The organism is Nostoc piscinale CENA21, from assembly GCF_001298445.1.
Classification (GTDB): Bacteria; Cyanobacteriota; Cyanobacteriia; order Cyanobacteriales; family Nostocaceae; genus Nostoc_B; species Nostoc_B piscinale_A.
Genome location: NZ_CP012036.1, coordinates 601,906 through 616,864, shown reverse-complemented (window position 1 = coordinate 616,864; position 14,959 = coordinate 601,906). Strand labels below are relative to the sequence as shown.

Here is a 14,959-nt window from a genome sequence, read left to right as displayed (position 1 = left end):
AAAAAGAATTTACTCTTTTACATTTTTACTTTTTACTTTTGACTTGATTAATGCCCACTCACCACTCCCCTATGTACAATGGTCAGCGTATCTTGCTGAATGCAGGCGATCGCTCATGACCATAACTAAACGTCAGCTGCCAACTTTTTTACGTTTTGCCAAAAATCCGAACCTTTCCCAGAAATTAATGATTATTGGGTTAGCCATCACCCTATTTTTTATCTTTTTGGCATTTTTTGCCCCTGTATTGCAGGCTTGGGGATGGCTACAAAACCCCAAAGATTTTCTTGCTAACCCCATTCAAGAAGCACCATCAGCCAAATATTGGTTTGGTACTAGTCGCTTGGGTCATGATGTATTTTCACGTACTTTGTTTGGCGCTCAAGCTGCTTTGCAAGTGGTGATTTTAGCCACGGCGCTGAGTATGGTGATTGGTGTACCGTTGGGGATGGTGAGTGGTTATCTTGGCGGTAGGTTAGACAAGATACTGCTATTTCTGATGGATAGCATCTATACCTTACCGGGGTTATTGCTTTCTGTGACGCTGGCCTTTGTGGTGGGGCGAGGGATATTAAATGCTGCGATCGCTATTAGTATTGCTTACATCCCTCAATATTACCGCGTGGTTCGCAACCATACAGTGAGTGTAAAAACAGAAGTATTTATCGAAGCAGCACAAGCAATGGGCGCTTCTACCTGGATTGTGCTGTCGCGTTATTTATTTTTCAACGTCATTCAAAGCGTACCTGTACTATTTACCCTCAATGCCGCCGATGCAATTTTAGTATTGGGCGGTTTAGGCTTTTTGGGGCTGGGACTACCGGAAGAAGTACCAGAATGGGGACATGATTTAAAACAAGCCCTCGAAGCCCTACCCACAGGGGTTTGGTGGACTACATTATTTCCTGGTTTAGCCATGACATTAATGGTAGTAGGGTTATCCCTACTTGGTGAGGGGTTAAATGAATTTGTCAATCCTCGTTTGCGGGGAGAAAATGGGATTCGGAAATAGTCAACTGAAGTATAAAGTCTGAATATTGATTTTTTAGTTACTTTTGACTCTTGACTAAATTTGTAATGTTTACTGAGAGATTTGTGTGAAAGATAACCTTAGTTTAATTGCGGCGGCAGCGGGTGGATTCATGCTTTCTGTTGCTCTGGCTGGTATTTTGAGTGGTACACCAGTTGCAGCTTCCCAGGGACAATCAGGTGTTAATTATTACCCAAATACTAGTTTGCAAGTTGCGTCTTTACGTTCTGATGAATCAACCGATTACATCACAGACAAGCACAAGTGATACATTTCTGTATCACAACTGAAATGCGGGATATGCAATTGTGATTAAACCAGAAGTAATTGGCATTGATGTCGGGGGAACAGCAATTAAACTAGGGCGGTTCAGCCAAGATGGTACTTGCTTGCAATCATTAAAGGTGGAAACGCCCCAACCAGCAACTCCAGAAGCTGTGTTGAGTGTCATGGTAGATGCGATCGCGCAAGTAGACCCAGATAATCAAACTATTGCTATTGGTGTCGGTACTCCTGGCCCGGCGGACGCGACAGGACGCATTGCCCAAATCGCCATTAACTTACCCCAATGGCATAATGTCCCTTTAGCTGACTGGTTAGAAGCCAAAACAGGCAAACCAACTGTCATTGCTAACGATGCCAACTGTGCAGGAGTCGCCGAAGCTTGGTTAGGAGCCGGTCGTAACTGGCAAAATCTTATTATGTTGACCTTGGGAACCGGGGTTGGTGGCGCAATTATTCTGGATGGGAAATTGTTCGTCGGACATCGCGGCGCAGGTGGCGAACTCGGTTTAATCACCTTCAACCCTAACGGCCCAATGTGTAACAGTGGTAATCAAGGCTCTTTAGAACAGTATGCTTCAATCATTGCCATTCGTCGCCGCACTGGGAAAGAACCTGCGGAATTAGGCGCTTTAGCTGAGGCGGGAGATAGTGACGCTCTGGCTTTTTGGCAAGAATATGGCAGAGATTTGGGAACAGGTTTAGCCAGTTTAATTTATGTTTTAACACCAGAAGCGATCGTGATTGGTGGCGGTGTCAGTGCTAGTTTTAAATTTTTCTTCCCAGCCGCCAAAGCAGAAATTGAACGTCGAGTTATGGCGACTTCGCGCTTTGGTTTACAACTTTTACCTGCTGAATTGGGTAACTCTGCGGGAATGGTAGGTGCAGCAAAGTTAGCCTGGGAGCGTTGTGTCAAAATTGAGAGTTTTGCATAATTGCTGGATAAATTACCTCATGCAGAGCAGTTTTCCCACTCCTTGTCTCAGATTAACTATAATTTTGCTCTTTGCGTGAGCCTAAAATTTTTCTCGGTAATCTTCTAGCAAGAAGGAAGTAATCTTTCTTGACACATCAAGTTTTTTTTTGAAATATTATTACCAACAAATCAATTTTTTTTTGAAATGTCAGGTGCAAAAGTTCTGAGTAAGAGAATGAACTCAGGTTTAGCAAAATCGTTGGCGCATTGCTGGCGAGAAGCTTTAGCGGAAGCAATTGGAACTTTTATTTTGGTGTTTGCAGGTACTGGTGCAGTGATGGTGAACAGCATCAGTCAAAATGCTGTGTCACATTTAGGTATTAGTTTTGTGTTTGGTGCTGTGGTAGCGGCGTTAATTTATGCTTTAGGACATTTGAGTGGCGCACATTTTAATCCAGCCGTGACGCTGGCTTTTTGGACGAGTGGTTTTTTGCCAAAATGTCGAGTACTACCTTATATTTTGGCACAGTTAGGAGGAGCGATCGCAGCTTCAGCTTTACTAGTAATTAGCTTAGGAAAAGTTGGCAATTTAGGTGCAACTTTACCACTGAATAATAATTGGATGCAGGCTTTAATATTAGAGTTTGTGTTGACTTTTATTTTGATGCTGATTATTTTCGGTTCAGGATTAGATAGACGCGCACACATAGGTTTTGCTGGATTAGCAATTGGTTTAACTGTAGCAGTAGAAGCTGCATTTATGGGGCCAATTACTGGTGCAAGTATGAATCCCGCGCGTTCATTTGCACCAGCATTTGTCGGCGGAATTTGGCAGCATCACTGGGTTTATTGGATAGCACCAATTTTAGGAGCGCAATTAGCAGTAGTAGTATATCGGCTACTTTCCAACGGCTTTCAGGATTGTAGAAAGTGAAGATGAGAAATAATCTAGAGTTGAGAAAAATATGTCTGTTTACTCAGGTAAATACTCATCATTGATCACATCTAGTATTTTGTAAGGGCAGATACTAGGAAAAGATTCTATAGGCAAACCAGTTTCGGCTTTTGCCTGCTTAATAGCTTGTGAATAACACTCTGTAAAGATGCTGTCAATATAAGAGTTAAGACTAGGCGATTCATGTAGAGCTTCATTTACACGTCTACGATGCTCAATGATGCTTGCTTCCCAACTACCGCTTCTGTGTTCAGGCTGAAATTGCCATTTTAGTAAATGCACCAGAATCACAATCAGATTACTTTTGAGGCTACGACGCTCACTCCTTCCCATATCCGCAACTTCTTCAATGAGGTTTTCCCAGTCCACATTTGCATAGTCCTGATTTTGCAATTTTTTTTACAGTTGTTTCTATCCATTGCAAGTAGTCGGTATTATATAGAGTTTGTGAGTGGGATTTTAAGAAAGACATGGCTGTTTACGTAAGGGATATTTGGACAAACTCTTGCATAAGTTTTAGTATGTGCAGGTGCGATCGCCCCTCTCAATTAAAATATTTCAAACAGTTTCTTCGCTGCTACTCAGTTTCCGCTTGAGTATTTCTGCTATTTCTTGGAAATCTTCTTCTGTCTAAGGTAATTTTCTACTATTCCTTGTAAGACGATTTGTGCTATTGTTTCGTTATATTGCAAAGATGCGGGTGATTTAAAAGTAGATTCACTGCCGTAAATAGAACTTACCGTAAGTGATGTTCCCGTAATAGTGTACTGACCTTTGTAAATTCTTCCATCAATTTCGATACTTACATCTGATGAAAATATTTTAGCCATATTAGTTCTCTTTTCGTTTACTTATTTAGCCTGCCTAACTGGTAACATCTATCTAAATAGGGAAATACGTAATATATATGTAGTAATTTCCGTACTGCAAAGCAACCAGACGCAATTAGGTTCTATAGGACTCTTATTTTTTTTTTGAAAAAACACAGTATACTTTCTGTTTCTCGTTCCCTACCTTCACGAGTAAGTTCATAAATCAAATCAGATTGCTACAGTTCATTTTTAATCGAGGTGGACAATGTGTTGAAAGTCCCCTCGATTTATTCATTATGTCTAATTAATATTTCCTCTCTTGTGGCTGAAACATATTAATCACTACAGGGCGATATTGAATATCAATACCTGCGGGTGAATAGTAAGCCATTGTATGTTGGAGGAAATTCACATCATCTCTCTGCGGAAAGTCTTCGCGGAAGTGTGCGCCGCGACTTTCTTGGCGATTTAAGGCTGATGCTAAGATGGTTTGCCCGACAACCATTAAGCTTCGCAGTTCTAAAGCTTCTACTAGTTCGGTATTCCAGCAACTACCTTTGTCGTCTAAGTAAACCTGAGAATATTTTTGTTGGATTTGTGTGATTTTTTCCCAACCTTGACTCATCAATTCTTGAGTGCGGAAAACGCCACAAAATTCGGTCATGGTGTCTTGAAAGGCTTGGCGGACTTGGTTAATGCGGTACTCTCCTGGTTGTTCTAATAAGGCTTGAATTTCTTGCTGGGCTTCTTTGATATAACGTTGTTCATCTATAGTAGGTAATTTACGTTGCTGCACATATTGAGCGATCGCCGCCCCAGTTCTTTTGCCATAAACTACACATTCTAATAGCGAGTTACTACCTAACCGATTTGCACCGTGAACGGAAACGCAAGCAGTTTCACCCGCAGCAAAGAAGCCTTCTACTAAACCATCGCCACTACTGCGGACTTGACCATTAGTGTTCACAGGTATACCACCCATACAATAATGAATTGTCGGGCGGACTGGCATTGGTTGAGTCACTGCATCAACACCGACTAAGCGGTGGGCTTCTTCCCAACAAAAGGGAACGCGACTCATAATTTTTTCTTTACCCAAATGGCGCAAGTCCAGATAGACAAAGGGGCCGCCAGCACTCCCATCGGGATGCACACCACGCCCCGCCCGAATTTCGTAAGCGATCGCCCGTGAGGTAATATCACGAGGTGCTAGTTCCATACGGCTGGGTGCGTAGGTTGCCATAAAGCGATCGCCCTCACTATTAATTAAATACGCCCCTTCTCCCCGCACAGCTTCGGAAATCAGCACCCCGACTGGATATAAGCCTGTAGGATGAAACTGCACAAACTCCATATCTTCCAGGGGTAAACCTGCAAGTGCAGTCATTGCCAAACCATCACCTGTAGAAGCATAATCATTGGAAGTGGTGTTATAAACGCGACCATAACCACCTGTGGCAAACATCACCGCCTTTGCCCTGACCACCTCAAGATGCCCATCTAAAAGGCGATACATCACCAAACCTTTAGCCTGACCTTCTTCTAAAATCAGGCGCATTACGTACCACTCTTGATAAATCTGCACACCATAACGCCGCAGATTATTGACTAATTCATGCAAAATTGCGTGACCAGTTTTATCAGCCGCGTAACAGGTGCGATTGTGAGCATGTCCCCCGAAAGCTCGTTGGGCGATGCGTCCATCGGGTAAGCGCGAGAACAAAACCCCCATGTGTTCTAAGTCAATCACCACATCTGGCGCTTCTTGGGTGAGGATTGCGACTGCATCTTGGTCTGCTAGGTAATCAGAACCTTTGACAGTATCAAAAGCATGTGCTTCCCAAGAATCTTCGGTATCAACATTTTTTTAGCGATGCAGCCATTCCGCCTTGGGCTGCAACCGAGTGAGAACGGATAGGGTGAGTTTTGGCGACGACAGCAACATTTAAACTGGGGTCAGTACGCGCAATTTCCACCGCCGCCCGACATCCTGCCAATCCGCCCCCGACGATAATTACATCATGTTCCAGCATAACTAGTCCCCGCAAAAAGCTGCTGTTCTATTGTAGAGATGCGATTCAATGAGCGGTTTCCAATCTTTACAAAAAAATTCCCCGTCTGCTGACAGGGAATTTCATCATTCGTTCAGAATTCAACACCAACAATTAATAAAATTTACTACTTTCCACTTTTCAGGTAGTAGCTTGTACAGGTTTTTGCTGGGAAATATTACCAGGGATAGGTACAGTTTTGGTTCCTGGTTCGATAGCAACTAGTTCAATATGATTTAACAATGTAGTTACAAAAGCAAATAGTAAGAAAGGTAACGAAAGTAGCACAATTAAACCTACAGTTGCTAAAGCATATACTGGTCGTCTTGCACCCATGAGTGCTAGGGCAGATGCCAGACTAACTGCAATTGTAATCAGCCACACAATAATTTGACCATAAATATCGCCAAAGGTCAGGGTACAGACAAATCGATAGTTTTTAATATCACTAATGTTCATTACACTTGCCTCAAGTCTTTACCTATAGGTTCTACGTTAGAGCCATGTTTGGCTATAAAACAATTTCTAAATATTTTTGCAATGTTTGTAATATCACTTTACACTTCATTTTTTTTTGTTACAAAAGTTGTTGATTGAGCATATTTTGATTTTAAAAGTTAATTAACAGGTTTTATCTTAATTCAAATGATTTTGAAAATCATAAGACAGATTTATTATTTTAAATTTAATTTAATTTAGTTTTTAGATTTGGCAGAATAGATATTTTTGATAGTTCGGCTGCCCATTCACTAAAATCTCTATGTTCGGTGACTTTTGATTTTTGGTGTGCCAAACTCATAAGCCAGCTATTAATAGTTGTTGTCATCCAATATCGAGTTCTCAATTAGAAGTTTTTGTTACACCCAAGGTTAACGGGAGAGAACGTCATACCGTTTCACTTTAAGTTTGATACAAATGGGCAGCAGGGGAGCAGGGGGAAAAAATTAAAAAACCAATGAACTTGTATCAAGATTTTCGTGAAATGGTATCACCATTCTCTATTTAGCAGTCAAAAGATGAAGAGGCGCGATCGCTGGGCGGTAAAACTGCAAAAATTAGGCATTGGTGATTCAATTTCTCAAACCTGATATTAACTATGACTCAACTTCCTGACAGTCTTGAAGATGCGATCGCCCAAGCCCGCGAAGCTACAAAAGCCGCTTTAGCAGATGGTTACAATCGTGTACAAGTTGATTTGCTGTTCCCAGAACTCAAACAAATGCTTGTAGCAGAACAATTTCTACCGCTATTTGCTGAATATGAGTCGCGGTTGAAAGTGTTCTTTGCTGATGCTGGCGGTGCAGCCTTAGCCCGTCGTGATTGGGTAGATGCACCATTCCAAATTCTGGATATTGGTACAGGTAGGGCTGTTTCGATTCAATCTAAAATTCAGCCAGAAGACGAAATTTTCTTATTTGTTTCCCCCACTGCTGTGGAAATTCCCCAACTAGAAAAAGTTTGTGAAATTATTGGCGATCGCCCATTGGTAATGTTAAACCCACGCTTAGAAGATTCTGGGACTGTGGGTATTGGTTATGCAGCCAGACAAGTCCGCCAAAGGTTTCTCAATACAATTGAATCTTGTTATTACCTACGCCCAGTTGATGAAACCACGGCTGTATTTCGCTGCTATCCCGGACAGTGGGAAGTTTTGGTACAACAAGGCGAAAATTGGGAAATAATTGCCGAATTACCCAAAAAACCATCGGGCGATGATATAGATTATCTTCTCATGCAGGGGCGATCGCAGGGTTCAAGTGACGCTGCACCTGTGAAAAAGCCTAGTATGTTTAAGAGTTTGCAACGGTTTATCAAAGCTTTGAGTAGTTAGTGAAGCTGAGATAGCAGAGAAATATTTTTTTAAATCATATCCCCAACTTTTAGAAAAAGTTGGGGATATCAAAAATTACGTTTATTTCTCTGTTCCTGGTTTTTTATTGCGTTTTGATAAATAAAAAAAAAGGTAGGCAGCCCTACCTTTATACCCAAAAAAAAGCATTTTGTAACCAAATACAGCATTTAATATCACATATATATGTGACGATAATATTGCAAACACGCGACAATGTTGTGAATAATTTTTTTAGTTGATGTGTAGTAAGTTGGATTATTGAAACACTACTTTGCGGTCAAAACGTGTAAATTCAACACTAAAACGCTTTATCTCTTGACCGCTTGCACTAACTTGCCATCTTCCATCTGTACAATGCGATCTGCTATGTCTAAAATTCGATGGTCGTGTGTCACCATCAGGATGGTACAGCCTTGTTCTTTAGCAAGTTTTTGCATCAGGTTCACAACATCTCTGCCAGATTGGCTATCAAGGGCGGCTGTCGGTTCATCGGCTAAAACAATTTTGGGGTAACTCACCAAGGCGCGGGCGATCGCAACTCGTTGTTTTTGTCCACCTGATAATTTATCGGGATAGTAATGTAAGTGATTTCCCAAACCAACTTGCTCTAACATCTGAATTGAGCGAGTTTGCATTTCTTGGGAACTAATATGGGTGTGTAATTCTAAACCAACTTTGACATTCTGCACTGCTGTCAAACTACCATGTAGGTTGTGTGCTTGAAAAATATAACCGTTATGGCGGCGGGTTTTAACTAGTTGGTCTGCTGTCGCACCACAAAGTTCTTGTCCTAAAACTTGTAAGCTGCCAAATTGTGGGGAGCGTAACCCGCCAACTACAGTCAATAAAGTAGTTTTACCAGAACCAGAAGGGCCTGTCAAAATAATAATTTCACCAGCATTAATTTCTAAGTTGATTTTAAACAAGACTTGCTTACGTAGTGGCCCATGACCAAAGTAGTGATTGAGATTTTTAATAGCAATAATGGGTTTATGAGTCATTTTAAAACATATCCGCAGGGTCGGCAGATTGGAGTTTACGAGTAGCGATCGCCCCAGAAATTGCACACATAATAAAAGTGAGAATTATTACTTGCAATCCCCGCATTAAAGTCATATACATTGGTAAATTGGTCGCAGCGCGAGTTAGTTGATAAAGTCCTAGAGACACTGCAACTCCGGGAATAAAGCCAAGTAATGCTAAGATTAATGCCTCTTCAAAAATTACACCAAGTAAATAGTAATTGCGGTAGCCAATCGCTTTAAATGTGGCATATTCTCTGATATGGGCATTCACATCAGCAGAAAGAACTTGGTAAACAATAATTACTCCCACCACAAACCCCATTGATACACCCAGACTAAAAATAAATCCAATGGGTGAATTGGTTCGCCAAAAGTTATTTTCAAATTCAATAAATTCGGCATGTGTTAGCACTTGGACATCATCTCGCAGGTGTGATTTCAATGCCATTGCTACTTGTTTCGGTTCATAGCCGGGTTTGATTTTAATTAAACCCAAACTAATACTACTGGACTGTCGCCGCGGAAATATCCGCAAAAAGTTTTGGTCGCTAGTCATCAAGCTACCATCCGCCCCAAAAGACGCACCAACTTGAAATAATCCACTAATTCTAATTGTGCGTCGTTCCATTTCTGTGGTGAGAATTTTGCCTTGATCAATTTGGGCGATCGCTTTTTGGTAATCACCTCTCGCACCACGGTCAAATAGTACGTTATCAGGTAAGGTGATGGTTTGTAATTGTTGGTTGACATCGGGTAAATCAAAGGCTGGTTTATTAGGATTAAACCCAATCACTAACACCCCCGTCTCACGGTGCGTTTGGGGATTTTTCCAAATACTGTTACTAAAATACATTGGTTCGGCTGACTCAACCCCTGGTACATCCATCGCTTGATACAAGCGTCGCCGCGAAAACGAAGACATACTTTGCAAGTTACGGGCTTGCGGACTAAGTAAGACAATATCTGCTTGTAAACTGCGATGCAGTCTTGTATTGCTGTCATACAATGCCCTCTCAAAGCCAAGCTGCATAAACATCAGCACATCAGCAAAGGCAATACCCGATAATGCTACCAACAGCCGACTTTTTTCATGACTCAGTTGCAGCCATCCTAAAGGTGTGCGTCGCTGTATGTGTTTGATTATTCCCAGCATCATAATTTGTAATTTGTAATTACAGTCAAAGAAAAGTAAATTTAGGCTTTATTGTGATGTTCAAACCGTTTGCTAACTTGATAGGAGGACATCAACGTGACTGATGAACAACATTCTCTGCTGAAAGCAACAGACATTAATTCAATGGAGCCATTTGAGTTTCATCATCCGCTCAATCCCAATTCAGAAATTTATTTAAGGTTCCTTGGGCGTGCTGTCGGTCTTAAACGCATTGGTGTAACGATCGCTTGTGTACCTCCGGGTAAGGAATCTTTCATTTATCACGCTCACCAGAATGAAGAAGAATGGGTTTACATCTTGTCAGGTCGAGGTATTGCGGAAATTGGAGATCAGTCATACGAAGTTGAACCAGGAGACTTTATGGGATTTGGACTACCCCAACAACCCCATCATCTTCGTAACCCATTCAATGAAGACCTTGTATACCTGATGGGTGGAGAAGCAGGAGGTTTAGATGTCGCTGTTTTTCCTCGGCTTGGTAAACGAGTGATTAGGGATAGTGAGTCAGCTTATATATTTGATGAGTCAGCACTTCAACTTTTTTGGAGTAGTAAACAATCTGCTGAGAATTGATGCTGACTGGAGTAGTTACGAGAATAAAAATCAGCCGTAACGCACCGCATGATGATGGTGCGTTGCTTCTTGCTGTTCAAGCTAAATTTGAATCACCACTTTGACTTGCATATTGCTGAGGGTGGCTGCTTTTTGAGTAGATGTTTTATCGAGTCGGATATGTACTTCTACGATTCGGTTATCAATGTTACTCAAAGGGTCAGTATTCACGAGATTTTGTCGCCGCACTTGCAAGCCTTTGCGTTCTACTGTTCCTTGTAATTCAATGGGTAGAAAATCACCAACGATTTTGACTTTTTGTCCTGGGCTGACTTTGCCAATATCACTTTCGTAACTTCGGCGACAACATACATCTGGCTAGTTTGTCCAATATCCGCAATGCCATCGTTACTAATTAATTCTCCAGGCTGGGTATGAATTTCAATCACTTGACCATCTTGCAGCGATCGCACGTAAGCTTGTTCTAAATTTACCTTGGCTCGATTCATGGTTGCTATGGCGCGATTGACTTCGGCTTGGGCAGCTTCTATATCGACTTGCGGCACTTCAGTAATTTGGTCTAATGTAGCTGTGGCTTCTTTGATTTGTTGTTCACTAGCTGCTTGAATGCGTTTTAACTGGGCTTGGGCTTCTTGGAGACTTTTTTTGGGCAGTTTCTAAATTTAAGCGTTTGCTATCGCGTTGGGAAACGGAAATTGCACCTTCTTTAAACAGAATTTGATAACGATTGTTTTCAATGACAGCGTTAGCGACTTCGGCTTGTAAGCGGGAAACAGTGGCAACTTGAGCAGCAATGTCACCTTGACGTTCGGCTTGGAGGCTGGCAATTTTCGCGGTTTGGGCGGCAATAGCTCCGCGTTTTGCGCCTGTTTTGGTACGGTTGAGATTCGCTTGGGCGACTTTTACTTGTTCTTGTGCTTCTTTATATGCTGCTTCTAAGCGATCGCGATTATCTAAAATGGCAATTATTTGCCCTGCTTTTACCTTATCCCCTTCATTAATTAATAATTGTTCGACTCGACTAACTTCTGTTGAGGTCGAAGCTGAGAGTTTTATCAGTTTTCCTTTTGGTTCAATTCGCCCTAAAGCTGTGACTGTTTTAATTTCTGGTAACAGCACAGATGAATTTTGCGCCCTTTGGTTAGCAACTTCCCGAAATTTCAACACAGTAAAAATACTGCTGCCAATTACGGTTAAAGATACAATAGTTGCTATCAAAAAAGGTGGACGGAAAATGGACTGACGAGATATCGGTCTGCCTAGCTTTGAGTTCTGCACGATAGCATACCTTTGAAACCATTCCAATTGGTTGATTCAAATTCCGGTGGCAAAATATAGTTTTGATGAGAAGCAGTCAGAAGGCAGAATTCAAAATTCAGAATAGTTAAAGGTTTGGGCTAATTTTAAAATCATCATCCAGTCGCACAGCATCTATTCTGGATTCTGACTCCTGAATTCAGAATTCTTCTTTGGTAAATGTCATGACCCAGTTTGGCTGTAGATGCTTAACGGTTATTCAAGAACAATGAAGCGGGAAATACAAAACTAAACCGTATAGTTATATAATTAGGATTATACTAAACCGAGTAGTTTAGTCAAGCGATCGCGAAAAAGTATTTACTATTTAAAAGCATTGCTAAACTTATTTCCGAATCAGGTGTTACAGCTACAGGACTTAAGCAGTGAGGCGAAAAATCAAGGGTGTGAGCAAGGGTGTAAGGGTGTAGGGGTGGTATGTATCTAAAACCCTTACACCCCATACCCTTACCACCCCTACCACCCAACCTCTCCCAACAGACCAATGTTGGCGGGTAAAGTCCTGGGCTACAGAAAATCTTACAGAACGATTACAAAAATCAGGAATATTGCAACATGGCACGCCCAAAAGTGGGAGAAATTGACCGTTCCAATTCAACAGAAAAAGTCGAAAAGATTCTCCAAGGGGCAATGCAGGAGTTTCTCGCCCACGGCTACGCGGCTACAAGTATGGATAAGGTAGCAGAAGCCGCCAACGTTTCTAAAGCCACGGTATACAGTCATTTTCAAGATAAAGAAGGGTTATTTCGGGCATTAATCGAAAAATTGGCTAGAAAGCGGTTTCATTCCATTTTGGGGACGCAACCACTCCAGGGGGAACCTTATATTGTGCTGCGGCGGTTAGCCAAAACAGCATTAGACCAAATGGTAAATGACCAAGAATATCAAGCATTTGAGAGGCTGTTAATGGGAGAGTCGGCGCGGTTCCCAGAATTGGCGCAGGTATTTATTGCGAGTATTGCCAAACCCGCCATTGAGACTATCAGTAAATATTTAGCATCTTGTTCGGAATTAAACATCCCCGACCCAGAAGCCACAGCCAGAATACTCATTGGTTCACTGGTGCATTTTGTGATGACACAGGAGATTATGCACGGTAAGAATATTATGCCAATGGAGAGCGATCGCATTATCGATGCCTTGACCCACCTAATTGTCAATTGCGCTGATTAACAGCTTGGATTTTCCATAAACCGAAAACTGGATTTTTCCCTAGATAAACAGGTTCTAGATTATATTTCACCTTTAAATATAGGCGTAACTTTCTTGATGGATAGAATAAAAATAAGTTATTTGGGGCTTTGGGAATTACCAAATTTTGCGGCTGAGTAGTTAGCTGAAAATTCACATCAGCATTAACTATATGAGTTAATCCTAAAATATAAGGAAATTTAGCATCACTTACTAATATAGGTCGAGAGGTTTTATTAATCACAGCAGCAACTTGATTTAATCTTAAATTATTTGCCGTACCTTTATTCCACCAAATCTCAGCAGAGGAAATAATTACACAAGATATCACCCCACAAGAGATGAGAAAAATCGTAATTAATCTCCAGATATTTTGCAATTTTATGCTTTGAATCGAGACTAACTTACTAGCCAAAAGATGAGCGACTGTTAATTGAATTCCTAAAAATGTCGGTATCAGATATCTTGCCACTCCCGAACGCCTACCGCCAAAAATAATGTCAGGAATTATTAAGGCTATTGCCGTTGTTAAAGTTAAAGTGAAGATAAATAACCAAGTAGTTTTAGGCATTGAACGATAGAGATAGTAAAATCCATAACCAATCAAAACTATCAATGCCAAAGTAATGGTATTAACCAAATTATTGATTTAATTGAGGTATTTTCATTAATAATTACCCAATCTAAAAAAATCCTGGTAATATTTAGCAGCCATTTTCCAATGAATGCAGGTAAACTCGTCGCTTCTGTTATCCAATCTAACCTTTGAATTCTGCCAGAAGTTTTACCTTGGTAAATAACTATCAGCCAAGGAATAAAAGCGATAATAGCGGCTGTGACAGATAATAAATAAGCAATTAATGACTGAGTTTTTTTGAACCCATTAATACCTAATATATAAATGCCATGACCAAGCACCACAAAAATTGAGAATAAAAAATGTGTAAAAGCTCAAAATTAGGGAAATTGCATAAATAACCCAACTAATAACTGTTTTTTTTCTTAAAGCCAAGAGAATTGTGTAATTAGCAATAATAATAGTTAATGTCCATAAGCTATATTCTCTAGCTTCCTGAGCATATAATAAATGAAACGGCGAAATAGCTATCAGTGAAACAGCTATCCATTTTGTTAAAGATGATGTAAATAATTCTCGGCATAAATAATATATGCTGACGAAAGAAACTACACTAATAACGGCTGATAAACTTCTAATTATAGCGACAGAATTACCAAACCAAACTGACCAAAACCATGCCAAAATATAATACAGTGGCGGATGTTGAGAATCTTCTATAGCCAGCCGCACAATGGCATTACTGATACCTTGGGATGGATATATTTGTTGATATTGTTGTAAGAGGCTAACATTAACAATTTCACTATTATAAAACTTTTCAATAATTTCTGTACTGGCATGACCAGAAAGCCATAATGAAGTATAAACTTCATCATTCCAATAAACTTTGCCATCAAGGTTAATAAATCGGAAATAAATTCCTAAAATCAAGATAGAAATAACAAGAACTTTTAGCCAGATATATTCTTGTTTGTAATGTAGAATTTTCATGGTTAGAAAAGTGAGAGAATATTTACAAAGTCAGGATTTAGCCGAATGCACTGCCGTAAAACCTAAATTTTACTCATCCGGTCGTCAGTAAACTACCGGAAAAATACTCTCTCTTGTTGGATTTCACATATCTTGCACCGGGCGGCTGAAGTCGTGGCTAAACAAACGAAGTCCGGCTGCGCGGACTAACGTAAAGTCAAGCTTTTTGAGC

The 14,959-nt window shown here is 40.7% G+C and carries 16 protein-coding genes and 2 pseudogenes; 7 read left to right on the top strand and 11 right to left on the bottom strand.

Annotated features, from left to right (window positions below; genetic code table 11):
• Nucleotides 1–115 precede the first annotated feature (115 nt).
• From ACX27_RS02740 to ACX27_RS02725, 4 genes are all read left to right on the top strand, one after another.
• Entirely contained in the window at nucleotides 116–1,012 is an 897-nt protein-coding gene (locus ACX27_RS02740) for an ABC transporter permease (RefSeq protein ID WP_062288084.1), read from the top strand.
• Between the two features lie 85 nt (nucleotides 1,013–1,097).
• The gene (locus ACX27_RS02735; RefSeq protein WP_062288081.1) at nucleotides 1,098–1,298 is read left to right on the top strand and encodes a hypothetical protein; all 201 of its coding nucleotides are present in this window, start codon (nucleotides 1,098–1,100) and stop codon (nucleotides 1,296–1,298) included.
• Nucleotides 1,299–1,338: 40 nt separating this feature from the next.
• Nucleotides 1,339–2,247, top strand: coding sequence for an ROK family protein (locus ACX27_RS02730; protein WP_062288078.1), 909 nt, complete (start codon nucleotides 1,339–1,341; stop codon nucleotides 2,245–2,247).
• Nucleotides 2,248–2,463: 216 nt separating this feature from the next.
• Nucleotides 2,464–3,162, top strand: coding sequence for an MIP/aquaporin family protein (locus tag ACX27_RS02725; RefSeq protein ID WP_062288075.1), 699 nt, complete (start codon nucleotides 2,464–2,466; stop codon nucleotides 3,160–3,162).
• A 39-nt stretch (nucleotides 3,163–3,201) separates the two neighbouring features.
• Here ACX27_RS02725 and ACX27_RS02720 read toward each other — a convergent pair whose 3' ends face one another.
• The 4 genes and pseudogenes from ACX27_RS02720 to ACX27_RS02705 form a co-directional block, all read right to left on the bottom strand.
• Complete coding sequence (locus tag ACX27_RS02720; RefSeq protein WP_235526470.1) at nucleotides 3,202–3,552, bottom strand: DUF29 domain-containing protein; 351 nt, start codon at nucleotides 3,550–3,552, stop codon at nucleotides 3,202–3,204.
• 236 nt (nucleotides 3,553–3,788) lie between these two features.
• Nucleotides 3,789–4,013, bottom strand: coding sequence for a hypothetical protein (locus ACX27_RS02715; protein WP_062288072.1), 225 nt, complete (start codon nucleotides 4,011–4,013; stop codon nucleotides 3,789–3,791).
• A 286-nt stretch (nucleotides 4,014–4,299) separates the two neighbouring features.
• Nucleotides 4,300–6,028 (bottom strand): annotated as a pseudogene (locus ACX27_RS02710) (succinate dehydrogenase/fumarate reductase flavoprotein subunit).
• Nucleotides 6,029–6,187: 159 nt separating this feature from the next.
• Nucleotides 6,188–6,505 (bottom strand): hypothetical protein, encoded by a 318-nt coding sequence (locus tag ACX27_RS02705; RefSeq protein ID WP_062288069.1) that lies wholly within the window; start codon nucleotides 6,503–6,505, stop codon nucleotides 6,188–6,190.
• Nucleotides 6,506–7,142: 637 nt separating this feature from the next.
• On the opposite strand from ACX27_RS02705, the gene ACX27_RS02700 reads away from it, so the two are divergent.
• A complete protein-coding gene (locus tag ACX27_RS02700) occupies nucleotides 7,143–7,877 on the top strand; it encodes a DUF1995 family protein (protein ID WP_062288066.1) in 735 nt (244 codons plus the stop codon).
• A gap of 329 nt (nucleotides 7,878–8,206) precedes the next feature.
• Here ACX27_RS02700 and ACX27_RS02695 read toward each other — a convergent pair whose 3' ends face one another.
• Nucleotides 8,207–8,899, bottom strand: coding sequence for a DevA family ABC transporter ATP-binding protein (locus tag ACX27_RS02695; protein ID WP_062288063.1), 693 nt, complete (start codon nucleotides 8,897–8,899; stop codon nucleotides 8,207–8,209).
• 1 nt (nucleotide 8,900) lies between these two features.
• On the bottom strand, nucleotides 8,901–10,076 hold the full coding sequence (gene devC / locus ACX27_RS02690) for an ABC transporter permease DevC (protein WP_083468887.1): 1,176 nt from the start codon (nucleotides 10,074–10,076) through the stop codon (nucleotides 8,901–8,903).
• A 96-nt stretch (nucleotides 10,077–10,172) separates the two neighbouring features.
• On the opposite strand from devC, the gene ACX27_RS02685 reads away from it, so the two are divergent.
• Nucleotides 10,173–10,670: a cupin domain-containing protein gene (locus tag ACX27_RS02685; protein ID WP_062288060.1), complete on the top strand. Its 498-nt coding sequence runs from the start codon at nucleotides 10,173–10,175 to the stop codon at nucleotides 10,668–10,670.
• An 81-nt stretch (nucleotides 10,671–10,751) separates the two neighbouring features.
• On the opposite strand, the pseudogene ACX27_RS02680 reads toward ACX27_RS02685, so the two are convergent.
• Nucleotides 10,752–11,948, bottom strand: a pseudogene (locus tag ACX27_RS02680) (ABC exporter membrane fusion protein).
• 397 nt (nucleotides 11,949–12,345) lie between these two features.
• On the bottom strand, nucleotides 12,346–12,549 hold the full coding sequence (locus ACX27_RS31485; protein ID WP_144427387.1) for a hypothetical protein: 204 nt from the start codon (nucleotides 12,547–12,549) through the stop codon (nucleotides 12,346–12,348).
• On the opposite strand from ACX27_RS31485, the gene ACX27_RS02675 reads away from it, so the two are divergent.
• Nucleotides 12,543–13,160 carry a TetR/AcrR family transcriptional regulator gene (locus tag ACX27_RS02675; RefSeq protein ID WP_062288057.1) on the top strand — a complete coding sequence of 206 codons (618 nt, stop codon included), beginning with the start codon at nucleotides 12,543–12,545 and terminating at the stop codon, nucleotides 13,158–13,160. The genes ACX27_RS31485 and ACX27_RS02675 overlap by 7 nt on opposite strands.
• On the opposite strand, the gene ACX27_RS02670 is transcribed toward ACX27_RS02675, so the two are convergent.
• From ACX27_RS02670 to ACX27_RS02665, 3 genes are read right to left on the bottom strand one after another with little or no spacing between them, the layout of a single operon-like run.
• Nucleotides 13,144–13,818 carry a hypothetical protein gene (locus ACX27_RS02670; protein ID WP_062288053.1) on the bottom strand — a complete coding sequence of 225 codons (675 nt, stop codon included), beginning with the start codon at nucleotides 13,816–13,818 and terminating at the stop codon, nucleotides 13,144–13,146. The two genes, ACX27_RS02675 and ACX27_RS02670, sit on opposite strands and share 17 nt — an antisense overlap.
• Nucleotides 13,791–14,099: a hypothetical protein gene (locus ACX27_RS31480; RefSeq protein ID WP_144427386.1), complete on the bottom strand. Its 309-nt coding sequence runs from the start codon at nucleotides 14,097–14,099 to the stop codon at nucleotides 13,791–13,793. The genes ACX27_RS02670 and ACX27_RS31480 overlap by 28 nt, the downstream gene beginning before the upstream one ends.
• Nucleotides 14,062–14,748 carry a glycosyltransferase family 39 protein gene (locus tag ACX27_RS02665; RefSeq protein ID WP_062288050.1) on the bottom strand — a complete coding sequence of 229 codons (687 nt, stop codon included), beginning with the start codon at nucleotides 14,746–14,748 and terminating at the stop codon, nucleotides 14,062–14,064. The genes ACX27_RS31480 and ACX27_RS02665 overlap by 38 nt, the downstream gene beginning before the upstream one ends.
• Nucleotides 14,749–14,959 lie beyond the last annotated feature (211 nt).